The sequence below is a fragment of the Acidimicrobiia bacterium genome, from assembly GCA_009694375.1.
Classification (GTDB): Bacteria; Actinomycetota; Acidimicrobiia; order Acidimicrobiales; family VFJN01; genus VFJN01.
Map to the genome: position 1 here is coordinate 58,437 of SHVB01000015.1, position 11,149 is coordinate 69,585.

The following is an 11,149-nucleotide window of genomic DNA, read 5'->3' on the forward strand; positions in this document are numbered from 1 at the left end:
TCGCATTTCTTCTCCAGTCGGTGGCCTCCACCTTCGACCGGCCCGCCATCGACTTCCACGCGCTAGCGCCCGAGTTGGTGCTCACGGGCGCCCTCGTGGTGGTGCTGCTGGTCGACCTTTTCACGCCGAAGGGCTCACGTGGCATCGTGCCCTCGGTGGCCGGAATCGGCATTCTGGCGGCCATGGTGCCGGTGCTCACCCTGGCGCTGGATGGGGCCGACCGGTCGATGTTTGGTGGGGCCTACGTCGTAGACAACTTCTCCTTGGTGCTGCAGGCGATGTTCCTACTGGCGGCCTATGTAGTGGTCTTGCTGTCAACCAACTACATCGCCGAGGGCGACTACGCGGAGGGCGAGTACTACTTCCTTTTGTTGTGTGCGCTCCTCGGCATGCTGGTGATGGCGTCATCGCGCGACCTCATCACGATGTTTGTGGCGCTCGAACTCCTGTCGATCCCGGCCTACATGCTCGCCGGCTGGCGTAAGCGCGACCGGCGCGGCAACGAAGCCGGGGTGAAGTACTACCTGATGGGCGTGTTCGCTTCGGCGGTGACGCTCTACGGCATGTCCTTGCTCTACGGGATTTCCGGGAGCACGCTCTTTACCGACATCGCCGTGGCGGTGGCTCGGGGCAATGGGTTTGGCGATACAACACCGCTCATTACCCTCGGGGTGGTCTTTGTGTTGGTTGGCTTCGCCTTCAAGGTGTCGGCGGTGCCGTTCCACACGTGGGCACCCGACACCTATGAGGGTGCCCCCACGCCGGTTACCGCCTTCCTGGCGGTGAGTTCGAAGGCAGCCGGCTTCGTGGCCCTCCTGCAACTCATCCTCATCGCGTTTATCGGGCGTGACGATGTGGTGGGGCCCCTCATGTGGGTGCTGGCTGCGTTGACGATGACGGTGGGGAACCTCATTGCGCTGCGTCAGACGAATATTGTCCGCATGCTCGCCTACTCCGGGGTAGCCCAAGCCGGTTTCATGCTCGCCCCATTGGCGGTGGTGGGAAGCAACTCCGATGGTGCCCGCAGCGCCGTGGTGACCTACCTGCTGATCTATGCCGCCATGAACCTGGGGGCCTTCGCTGTAGTGCTCATCGTGGCCCGCAAGACCCGCAGCGCGGAGATCGCCTCGTGGGGTGGTCTCTTTGAGTACGCCCCGGGCCTGACGGTGCTGATGACGGTGTTTCTCTTCAGCCTGGCGGGCATCCCGCCGCTCGGGGGCTGGCTGGCGAAGTTCGTGGTGTTCCGGGCGCTTCTTTCCCCCGATCTCACGGCAGGGGGAGTAATCCTGGCGGTGGTCGTCGGGGTGAACTCGGTGATCGCCCTCTACTACTACGCCAACGTCGCCCGACAAATGTGGATGAATCCGGTGCCCGACGGCGACCGCACCCCGGTGCGCATCCCGTTTTCACTGGCCGCCGCCGTCACCCTCTCGTTGGTGCTCACCGTCGCCTTCGGGGTGAGCAACCTGGCGACCCGCCTCGGCGACCTCGCGACCTTCCTCCCGGCGTAATGCGGTGGCGGCGCCAGTGACGCCGGCCGAAGCGCGGGTCCGAGCGGAGATCGCTCGGCGAGGCCCGATCCCTTTTGAAGAGGTAGTCGAGATCGCGCTCTACGATCCGGCGGGTGGGTTTTACGCCACCGGTGGCGCCGCCGGCCGACGCGGCGATTTCCTCACCAGCCCTGAGGTGGGTCCACTGTTCGGAGCGGTCGTGGCCGCCGCCCTTGACCGTTGGTGGGCCGAGGCCGCCTGCCCCTCGCGGTTCGCGGTAGTGGAGGCAGGTGCGGGCACCGGTGCGCTCGCCCGCAGCATCCTGGCCGCGCAGCCAGCCTGCGCCGCCGCCTTGCGCTACGTCCTGGTGGAGCGATCCGACATCCAGCGCATCGGCCACGCCCGGCATCTTGCCCTCGAGGACCCCGCCGCCGCCTTCGCGTCCGCCCCCGAAGCGGATGAGGACCGCCAAGACATCGCCGCCCTCCTGCCGGTGGGGCCGATCGTCGTCAGCATGGCCGACCTCCCGAGATTGCCGGGCCCGGTCATCGTCTTGGCCAACGAACTGCTCGACAACCTTCCCTTCGGCCTGACCGAGCGCACCGCCGATGGATGGGCCGAAGTACGGGTGGGTATCACTGATGATCGCCTGGTCGAGGTGCTTGTCCCCGTGGGCGCTGGTGCACTTCCTGAGGCGCCGGTGGGAGCGCGGGTGCCGACCCTTCGGGCGGCGGTGAGGTGGGTACGCGAGGCCCGGGAACTGGCCGGATCCGGTGGGCGCGTCGTGGCCTTCGACTACGCATCGACCCTCGGTAGCCTGGCGGCCCGTCCCTGGACAGAATGGGTGCGTACCTACCGCCAGCACGCCAGGGGTGGGTCACCGTTGGAAGGGCTCGGAACCCAGGACATCACCTGCGAGGTCCCCGTCGATGCCCTCACCCCGTCGCCGTTGGTGTCCACCCAGGCCGATTGGTTGGAGCGGAACGGGCTCGACGATCTCGTTGCCGAAGCCCGAGCCCTTTGGCAGGAGCGGGCGGCGATCGGCGACCTCGCCGCTCTGCGAGCCCGCAGCCGCATCTCGGAGGCGCTTGCGCTCGTGGACCCGACCGGCCTGGGGGCGTTTCGCGTGCTTGAGTGGCAGACCTAAGGCGTCAGTCGGGGAACATCGCCCGGCGGGGCTCGTCGGTGTAGACGGGTGGGCGGCCGGCGGCAAAGGCACGGATGGCTTCGGGCAGGTTCTCGGTGAAACCAAGCATCAGTTGGTTGCGGTCCTCGAGCTCGACGGCGGCGTCGAGGCTGGCTACCTCGAGGTTGGCCCAGAGCACGTCCTTGGTCATGGCTAGGCCATAGGGGCTGAATTGGCTCATCGACTCGGCGACGTCGAGACAGGTTTCGAGAAGTTCGTCGTCGGGGAGTACTCGCGAGACGAGGCCCATGGCCAAGGCCTCGTGCGCATCCACGATCCGCCCGGTGAGGAGAAGGTCGTTTGAGCGGGCCACCCCGATGAGGCGGGGAAGGATCCACGACACGCCGAGTTCGGTGGAGGTGAGACCGTTCACGATGCCGGTGCTGTTGAACACCGCCGACTCGGACGCGAAACGCAGATCGGCCCCCAGGGCCAGGCACATCCCACCGCCGTAGGCCGGTCCGTTCACCGCCGCGATCACCGGCTGAGGCATGCGACGCAGCGTGGGCACGAGCCGGGAGTAATGCCGCATGGAGCGTTGGGCGATCCGGCCCATCGACAGGCCGTCGATATTGGGCAGGAGTCCGTTGTCGTTGAGGTCGAGACCGGAGGAGAATCCCCGCCCCGACCCAGTGAGCACGACCACCCAGGTGTCGTTCTCCTCGGCCACGGCCCCCAGGGCGGCGTGGAGTTCCGACACCAGTTCGATGGACATGGCGTTGAGACGATCGGGGCGATGCATCCGCACCACGGCCACGTGGGGTCGAGGGTGGTCCACCAGAACGAAGGGCGAGGCATCAGTCATAGCCTGGACCGTAGTTAGTCTGCGAGGGCTAGTTTGCGTTCATAATCTAGCCAGGAGGATTTCTATGCCCGATGAGAATCTGCTGAGCGACACCATTGAAGACCGTCTCGTCGAGGACCGGACCTTTCCCCCCTCGGAGAGCTTTCGGGCGGCATCGCTGGCGGCATCCTCGTTCCTCTACGACGAGGCCCACGAAGACTGGCAGGGATTCTGGGCCCGTCAGGCCGCCGACCTCCTCCACTGGGACGAGGACTGGCAGACGATTCTCGAGTGGGACCAGCCGTTCGCCAAGTGGTTCGTCGGCGGAAAACTCAATGTGTGCCACAACGCCGTCGACCGCCATGTGATGGCGGGTCGAGGCGACAAGGTGGCGTACCACTGGGAGGGCGAGCCCGGCGATACCCGCACGATCACCTACGCCGACCTTCTCGCCGACGTACAGCGCTTCGCCAACGTGCTCAAGGGCCTCGGCGTGTCGAAAGGCGACCGCATCTGCATCTACATGCCGATGATCCCGGAACTTCCGGTGGCGATGTTGGCGTGTGCTCGCATCGGCGCCCCGCATTCCATCGTCTTCGGGGGCTTCAGCCCCGACTCGCTCATTGACCGGATCAACGACGCCGCCTGTCGCGTGGTCATTACCGCTGATGGCGGTTACCGCCGAGGACAGCCAGCGATGCTGAAACCGAACGTGGATCTCGCCGTGGGTTCCACGCCATCGGTCGAGCACGTGGTGGTGGTCAACCGGGTGAATGAACCCGTGACGATGGTGGCCGGCCGCGATCAGTGGTGGTCCGACCTCATGGCGGCGGCTGATGCGGAGTGTCCCTGTGAGTCGATGGACAGCGAGGACTTGCTCTTCTTGCTCTACACCTCGGGCACCACGGCGAAGCCCAAGGGGATTATGCACACCACTGGCGGCTACCTCACTCAGGTGGCCTTCACTCACAAGTATGTGTTTGATCTGCAGCCCGATACCGACGTGTATTGGTGTGCCGCCGACATTGGCTGGATCACGGGGCACAGCTACATCGTCTACGGGCCGCTCACCAATGGAGCGACCTCGGTGATCTACGAGGGCACCCCCGATACGCCCGCCCAGGACCGGTTGTGGGACATCGCCGAGCGGTACGGCGTCACGATCCTCTACACCGCTCCCACGGCTATCCGCACGTTCATGAAGTGGGGCCCGCAGCACCCGGCTAGCCATGACCTGTCGACGTTGCGTCTGCTGGGAAGCGTGGGTGAGCCCATCAACCCCGAAGCCTGGATGTGGTACCGCGAGCACATCGGGGGAGGGCGCTGTCCGATCGTGGACACCTGGTGGCAGACCGAGACGGGCGCCATCATGATCAGCCCGCTACCCGGCGCCACCATCACCAAGCCGGGCTCGGCCACCTTCGCGCTGCCGGGTATTGAGATCGAGGTGGTGGATGAGCAAGGGCAGCGCGTGGAGCGCGGCGGTGGGTACCTCACCATCACTCGCCCCTGGCCGTCGATGCTCCGGGGCATCTACGGAGACCCCGAGCGCTACCAGGACACGTATTGGTCGAGCTACGCCGGTAAATATTTCGCTGGTGATGGGTGCAAACTCGACGATGACGGGTACCTGTGGCTGCTCGGCCGGGTGGATGATGTGATGAACATTTCAGGACATCGTCTCTCCACCACCGAGGTGGAAAGTGCCCTGGTGGATCATCCCGCCGTGGCCGAAGCCGCGGTGGTGGGGGCGAAAGATGACGTAACCGGACAGGCCATCATGGCCTACGTCATTCCCCGGGGAACGCACATCGCCAGCCCTGAGTTGGGGGCTGAGTTGCGAGGCCATGTGGCTACCAAACTGGGGGCCATCGCTCGCCCCAAGGTGGTCATCTTCACCGACGAGCTTCCGAAGACCCGATCCGGGAAGATCATGCGGCGGCTGCTTCGGGATGTGGCCGAGGGCCGTGATCTGGGCGATACCACCACGTTGGCCGATCCGAACGTGGTGGAGGAGATCAAGCGGCGGGCCGCTGAGTCGCCCACTGAAGATTGACCCTCCCCTCGCCCCGAAACTGGTACTGGCGGGCCATGCCGGTGCCCGCCGGACCGACGGTCATCTTCGACATGGACGGCGTGCTCTCCGATGCCACCGCTCGGCAACATCATCTAGCCCGACCCCGGCGCAACTGGGATGCTTTTTTCGCGGCGGTGGGCGAAGACGAACTGATCGCAGAGGTCGCTCGTCTGATTGAGGTGCTTGATCCCGCGTTACGGGTCGTGTTGCTCACGGCCCGGCCCATGCGGGTGCAAGCTCAGACGCTGGATTGGTTGGCCCGCCACGGATTGCGCTGGGACTTGCTGATCATGCGCAGCCAAGACGATCAAGACGCCGCCCGCGAGTTCAAGCGAACCGCGGTGAAACATCTGCGTGATTATGGGTTCGAACTGCGGCTGGCGTTCGAGGACGACCGACGCAACGTGGACATGTTTCATGCCGAGAACGTTCCTTGCGTGTACGTCCATTCCGGCTACTACGAGTAGCCCCGGGCACGGCAGACGCGCCGGAGCCCCGCCGCAGCGGGGCTCCATTGTGGTGGGCCCGGAAGGATTTGAACCTCCGTAGGCAATGCCGACTGGTTTACAGCCAGTTCCCTTTGGCCACTCGGGCACGGACCCAGGACTCAGGACGATAGCGGGCACCAGCAACCAACGGCCAAGCGTTCCCGCTACTGTCCGCTGTATGCCGAGCTTCGACGTGGTATCTGAGATCGATCAGCAGGAGATCCGCAATGCGGTGGACCAGGTCGCTCGGGAGATCCGGACCCGCTACGACTTCAAGGGAACGGACTCCTCTATCGAGTTGAGCGACACGGAGATCAAACTGCAGTCCTCCAGCGAGGATCGCCTGGCGGCGTTGCGGCAGCTTCTGGAGGAGAAACTCGTCCGGCGCAAGGTTTCGATGAAAGCCTTGGACTATCAGAAGGTGGAGGAAGCCTCCGGGGCCACCGCCCGTCAGCTGGTGAAGTTGGTGGCCGGGATTTCCAAGGAGAAGGCCACCGAGTTGAACAAGCACATCAAGACCCTCAACCTCAAGGGCGTGCAGTCGCAGAGCCAAGGTGAACAGGTTCGGGTGACGGGCAAGAAGCGCGATGATCTGCAAGGCGTGATCGCTGCACTCAAGGAACACGATTTCGGTATTCCTCTTCAGTTCACCAACTTCCGCGATTGAACCTCACGGTTCGAGCCCGAGGGCATGCTGAAGGAAGGCAAGTTGAAACAGGAGCAGGTTCTCCGCCACCTCTTCGCCGCCCGCCATATGGGTAACGCCGCTGAGCGGGAGTACCTGGTGGGAGCGGCCCTTGGTCAACAGGGCGCTGGACAGTTGGAGGGTGTGGGCACTCACCACGTTGTCATCCGCCATGCCGTGGATGAGCAGTAGGGGGCGTTCGAGCCGGCCGGCGTCTGGGAGTAGCGAACTGGCGTGGTAGGCCGCCGCGTTGGAGGCCGGATCGCCGAGGTATCGCTCGGTATAAAAGGTGTCGTAGAGCCGCCAATCGGTAACCGGGGCCCCGGCGACGGCGGCGTGGACGACGTCGGGGCGTCGCAGCACCGCCAGGGCGGCCAGGTAGCCGCCGAAGCTCCACCCCCGAATCGCCACCCGGGAAAGGTCGAGGCGGTGATCGTTTGCGGCGAGGGCGAGCAGCCCGTCGATCTGGTCATCAAGGGCGGGGCCGGCGAGGTCGCCCTGGATCGCTCGCTCCCAATCTGATCCGCGACCAGGGGTGCCCCGTCCGTCGATCACCACCACGGCGAAGCCATGATCGGCGAACCACTGCGAGGTGAGATACGCCGAGCCGGTCTGCAGCACTCGCTGGGCATGAGGACCACCGTAGGGGTCGAGTAATACCGGAAGCAGGGCGTGGTCAGGCGTGTCGTGGGGGAGGAGCAGGGCCGTGGCGAGTCGCCGGGCGCCCCCGTGGCTGATGGTGACCCTGGGCGTGACCAGCGGAGTGGCCACCGCACTCGAGAGGGTGGGACCTCCCAAGATGGTGAAGGTGGGGGCATGGTCCTGCAGCGACGAACGCTTCACCACCATCGTGGGCCCACCCACGGTGGCCTTGTGAACCCCTTCGTCGGAGGTGAGTTGCTCGAGGCCGGAATCGCGCCAGCGCCACAGCGCCAAGCCGGTGGCATCGTGAATCGGATTGGCGGTGAACACCACCGCGCCGTCATCCACGTGAGCGACACTGCGTACCTGGAGAGTGGCTGGAGTGACCGAGGTGCCATCCACCACGAGTTGGCGACGGCCGTCGCGGTCGGAGCACATCACCAGACGGCCGTCGGGAAGTCGGGCCGGGGTGCCGGGCGCTCGCTCCACCCACGCGTCATCGTGATCGGTCCAGAGGATCTCGGTGGTTCCCGAGGATGGATCGACGCCGTGCACCTCAATGGCGCGCTGATGGCGCGGTTGTAACGCCAGCAGAGGACCGTGTTCGTCCCAGCCGGCTTCGGCCAAATATGGCAGTTCGTCGTGGTCCCAGGTCACCTCGGTTCGCGTCCCGTCGAGGCGAAGGATCCAGGCGGTCACCAAGGCGTTCGCCGTACCAGCGGCGGGGTAAGCCACCGAGACCGGGGCGTGGTGGGGGTGGGCAGGGTCTGAGATCCACCAACGCTCCACTGGCGTTTCGTCCACCCGGGTGGCCAGCAGTGCCGACCCGTCTGGCGCCCACCAGTAGCCACGAAAGCGTTCCATCTCCTCGGCGGCTACAAACTCCGCCACCCCCCAACGCACCTCCGGATCGGCTTCACCCGCCAGGCGACGAGCCGTGGACGGATCGCCCAGATCAGCCACCCATAAGGACCGGCCGTCGACCCAGGCCACCGTGGTGCCGGTGGGGTCGGGTCGGGGATCGATCACGGTACCGGGGACCTCGAGTACCGACGCCCCGCCCGTCACGAGGTTGGCCACCACGAGTTGGCCCGCCAAGGCGGCGGTGGCCACACAGTGCGTCGCGTCGGTGGCGTACCCGGTGATCCCCGCCGCCTGTTCCCGAGCACGTTCTCGGCGAAGGGCTTCCTCGGGCGGAAGTCCGGAGGATCCACCGGCCAGCAGTCGCTCCGGCCCGGCCACCACCCGTTCCGTGCCGGAGGCGACGTCGAGAACCCAAAGGGAGGTGACGGGGTCCTCGGGCCCGGAGGATCGGAGGAAGGCCACTCGGCTGCCGTCGGGCGCCACGGTGATGTTGCGCGGTGCCCCGAGGGTGAATCGCTGGGTACGGGCGAACTGACGCGGGAAGGAGTCCGTCACGTCAGTAGGCACTCCATGAGGACAACGTCGAGCCATTTGCCGAACTTGCGTCCAACCTCGCGCTCGGTGCCCACGATGTCGAAGCCGCACGCTTGGTGGAGTCCGATCGACGCTTCGTGTCCGCCCACGATCCGGGCCATGCAGGCATGGAAGCCGTGGCGGGTGGCTATGGCGACCAGTTCGTTGAGTAAGAGCCGCCCGATGCCCACGCCGTGATGGTCGCGGTGCACGTACACCGAGTCCTCCACGGTGGTGGAGTAGGCGGCCCGATCCCGCCAGGGGGAGAGCGACGCAAAGCCGACGACACTTCCCTCTCGTACGGCCACGATGGCGGCGTAGGCCCCCGATCGCTCCGCCAGCCAACCTCGTTGTTCTTCGATCTCCCGGGCCACCAGATCGAAGGTGGCGGTGGAGGTGGTCACCTCAAGGTTGTAGATCTGCCTGATGAACTCGGCATCTTCGAGTGTGGCCAGGCGCACCTCCATGGGCGCAACCTATCGGCCGGCGGTCACCTGGCGCGCCACCGAAGGGGGAGTCAGGGCTGACTCAACCCGTCGGCGTTTTGGAGCACGTCCGTTTCGACGATGGCCATCTCCCCGGTCAATGCCTCCATGCGCGCCCACGACGCCACGTCCTCATCGTTGGTGAGGAAGATGATCTGTGGATCTCCCGACAACCGCCCCACCAACTCAAGGAGAGATAATTTCGGCCCGGCGGCGAGCTTGCGGAAGGGGTCATCGAGCAGCAGGGGAAGACCCTCCTGGCCGATCGAGCGAAGTTGAGCGAGGCGGGAAATGAGGACCCGAGCGAGCGAGGCGGTTTCGGCGGCCGCCGGGTCGGTTGGATCGGCGCTCAGGAAATCGAGCGGGGCAACGTCTCGGTAGACTTGGGCGGCCGCCGCGACCTCCTGGCGATGATCGAAGGCCCAATCGACCGGGATGTCCTGGGCCAAGCGGACCCATTCCGCCAGGGCGTGCCGGCGGGCGTCGGCCCGATCCATCAGTAGCGACCGGGTGGCGTGTTCCCCCAGGAGGTCATTGAGCCGCTCAAGCTGAAATCCGAAGTGGCTGCGGGCCCCCGCCTTGGCCAGTGAACGGTTCGCCGCCCCATTCGCTCGGGCCACCCTGGCGCGCGCGATGAGCGAGATGAGCACGCTCGTCACCGCGATAGCGGCGAAAAGGAGGCCGGTATGGCCGCCGTAGATAGTGCCGGGCACGATCGCACAGGTGGCGAAACCGCCGATAATGAATGTGCGACGACGGCTAGTTTCGAAGGAGTTGAGGGTCGTCTCGAGCACGTCATGGCGAGCCATGACCTCCTCGAGGATCACCGGGTCGGCGGCGGGGGATTGGGGGGCGGGGGCTTGGTTGGCGAGGTCGTCGGAGGCTTGTTGTAGCGCCTGAGCGGCGGTCCAGAGTTCGTGCTGATCGAGGGCCGCTAACACATCGATGGATGGATGGGGATCGTCGGGGATGACCAGGTCGGCGGCGCCGAAGCACATCGCGCTTCGGGCCTGATGGAGATCAAGGCCGAGGGGTTGGAGGAGGGTGGGGTCGCCAGCGGTGTTGGCAAACTCGGCGGAGACGTCGGTGGCCGAGCCCACATCGATGATGCGATGACGCCCGAGGGGAGGGCTGAATACGGCGAGGCGACGGCCCCCTCGCTCCTCGACCTCGAGGTGCACCCCGGGGTGGTGGCTGCCAAGAGCGCCAATCAGTTCGGTGGTGAGGCTTTCCCGTTCTGCGTCTCCCATACCGGTAACCATGGTGAGCCGGGGGTGGACCGCAAAGGTGAAGACGTCGTCGTTGTCTTCAATGACTAGCCGTTGGATACGCATATCCCATTGATCGGCTCTTTCACCAGCGGGCTAGAGGGAAAGATTGGGAGGTGGGTCCGTTTTTTGCCCCTCGGGGCCTGGCTTCGGCCTCGAGGGAGCCCGAAGGCTGGGAATGGGTTCGCCACCGAATCGTTCCCACCCCTATGCTTCTACATCGCCCCGCCCTCGGGTAGGCGACGCACGCCCTCTTAGCTCAGTGGTAGAGCACTTCCATGGTAAGGAAGGGGTCGTGGGTTCAATCCCCACAGAGGGCTCGGTACACGTATCCGAGGCGGCGTAGCTCAGTTGGTTAGAGCACTCGGCTCATAATCGAGTTGTCCCCGGTTCGAACCCGGGCGCCGCCACTACAAGCGAATCGCCCAGCAAGTATCCGTCAGAGAGAGAGCAGCAGGTCATGGCCAAGGAGAAGTTCGAGCGGAATAAGCCCCATTTGAATGTGGGGACGATGGGTCACATTGACCATGGGAAGACGACGTTGACGGCTGCGATTACGCGGGTGTTGGCGGCGGCGAATGGGAATGTGACGGCGATGGCCTTTGAT

At 65.3% G+C, this 11,149-nt stretch carries 10 protein-coding genes and 3 tRNA genes; 8 read left to right on the top strand and 5 right to left on the bottom strand.

What is annotated here, in order from left to right; all coding sequences use genetic code 11:
• Positions 1-20 precede the first annotated feature (20 nt).
• Both EXQ71_09740 and EXQ71_09745 read left to right on the top strand, forming a co-directional pair.
• Positions 21-1,511, top strand: coding sequence for an NADH-quinone oxidoreductase subunit N (locus tag EXQ71_09740; GenBank protein MSO87787.1), 1,491 nt, complete (start codon positions 21-23; stop codon positions 1,509-1,511).
• Between the two features lie 4 nt (positions 1,512-1,515).
• The gene (locus EXQ71_09745; protein ID MSO87788.1) at positions 1,516-2,637 is read left to right on the top strand and encodes a hypothetical protein; all 1,122 of its coding nucleotides are present in this window, start codon (positions 1,516-1,518) and stop codon (positions 2,635-2,637) included.
• A gap of 4 nt (positions 2,638-2,641) precedes the next feature.
• Here the strand turns inward: EXQ71_09745 and EXQ71_09750 are convergent, their stop codons facing one another.
• Positions 2,642-3,481, bottom strand: a complete 840-nt coding sequence (locus EXQ71_09750) for an enoyl-CoA hydratase (protein MSO87789.1) — start codon at positions 3,479-3,481, stop codon at positions 2,642-2,644.
• A gap of 64 nt (positions 3,482-3,545) precedes the next feature.
• Here EXQ71_09750 and acs point away from each other — a divergent pair, with 64 nt between their 5' ends.
• The gene (acs, locus tag EXQ71_09755) at positions 3,546-5,516 is read left to right on the top strand and encodes an acetate--CoA ligase (protein MSO87790.1); all 1,971 of its coding nucleotides are present in this window, start codon (positions 3,546-3,548) and stop codon (positions 5,514-5,516) included.
• Positions 5,517-5,557: 41 nt separating this feature from the next.
• On the top strand, positions 5,558-6,004 hold the full coding sequence (locus EXQ71_09760) for a hypothetical protein (protein ID MSO87791.1): 447 nt from the start codon (positions 5,558-5,560) through the stop codon (positions 6,002-6,004).
• Between the two features lie 50 nt (positions 6,005-6,054).
• Here EXQ71_09760 and EXQ71_09765 read toward each other — a convergent pair.
• Positions 6,055-6,139: transfer RNA gene (locus EXQ71_09765), tRNA-Tyr, on the bottom strand.
• Positions 6,140-6,203: 64 nt separating this feature from the next.
• Between EXQ71_09765 and EXQ71_09770 the strand changes: the two genes are divergently transcribed.
• On the top strand, positions 6,204-6,692 hold the full coding sequence (locus EXQ71_09770) for a YajQ family cyclic di-GMP-binding protein (protein MSO87792.1): 489 nt from the start codon (positions 6,204-6,206) through the stop codon (positions 6,690-6,692).
• Between the two features lie 3 nt (positions 6,693-6,695).
• Here EXQ71_09770 and EXQ71_09775 read toward each other — a convergent pair whose 3' ends face one another.
• The 3 genes from EXQ71_09775 to EXQ71_09785 are packed head-to-tail and all read right to left on the bottom strand — an operon-like array spanning position 6,696 to position 10,608.
• Positions 6,696-8,807: a S9 family peptidase gene (locus EXQ71_09775; protein ID MSO87793.1), complete on the bottom strand. Its 2,112-nt coding sequence runs from the start codon at positions 8,805-8,807 to the stop codon at positions 6,696-6,698.
• The gene (locus EXQ71_09780; protein ID MSO87794.1) at positions 8,768-9,256 is read right to left on the bottom strand and encodes an N-acetyltransferase family protein; all 489 of its coding nucleotides are present in this window, start codon (positions 9,254-9,256) and stop codon (positions 8,768-8,770) included. Before EXQ71_09780 ends, EXQ71_09775 begins: the two co-directional genes overlap by 40 nt.
• A 50-nt stretch (positions 9,257-9,306) precedes the next feature.
• On the bottom strand, positions 9,307-10,608 hold the full coding sequence (locus tag EXQ71_09785) for a hypothetical protein (GenBank protein MSO87795.1): 1,302 nt from the start codon (positions 10,606-10,608) through the stop codon (positions 9,307-9,309).
• Between the two features lie 182 nt (positions 10,609-10,790).
• Here EXQ71_09785 and EXQ71_09790 point away from each other — a divergent pair.
• From EXQ71_09790 to tuf, 3 genes are all read left to right on the top strand, one after another.
• A tRNA-Thr gene (locus tag EXQ71_09790) sits at positions 10,791-10,862 on the top strand.
• A 16-nt stretch (positions 10,863-10,878) separates the two neighbouring features.
• Positions 10,879-10,955 (top strand) — tRNA-Met (locus tag EXQ71_09795).
• A gap of 47 nt (positions 10,956-11,002) precedes the next feature.
• Positions 11,003-11,149, top strand: a 147-nt coding sequence (tuf, locus tag EXQ71_09800; protein MSO87796.1) for an elongation factor Tu, incomplete at its 3' end; no start/stop codon positions are given.

Bases quoted from the DNA above. Each gene is read 5' to 3' on its own strand.
- EXQ71_09775 (MSO87793.1), bottom strand. From the start codon at position 8,807: ATGGCTCGACGTTGTCCTCATGGAGTGCCTACTGACGTGACGGACTCC.
- EXQ71_09750 (MSO87789.1), bottom strand. From the start codon at position 3,481: ATGACTGATGCCTCGCCCTTCGTTCTGGTGGACCACCCTCGACCCCAC.
- EXQ71_09780 (MSO87794.1), bottom strand. From the start codon at position 9,256: ATGGAGGTGCGCCTGGCCACACTCGAAGATGCCGAGTTCATCAGGCAG.
- EXQ71_09785 (MSO87795.1), bottom strand. From the start codon at position 10,608: ATGCGTATCCAACGGCTAGTCATTGAAGACAACGACGACGTCTTCACC.
- EXQ71_09770 (MSO87792.1), top strand. From the start codon at position 6,204: ATGCCGAGCTTCGACGTGGTATCTGAGATCGATCAGCAGGAGATCCGC.
- acs (MSO87790.1), top strand. From the start codon at position 3,546: ATGCCCGATGAGAATCTGCTGAGCGACACCATTGAAGACCGTCTCGTC.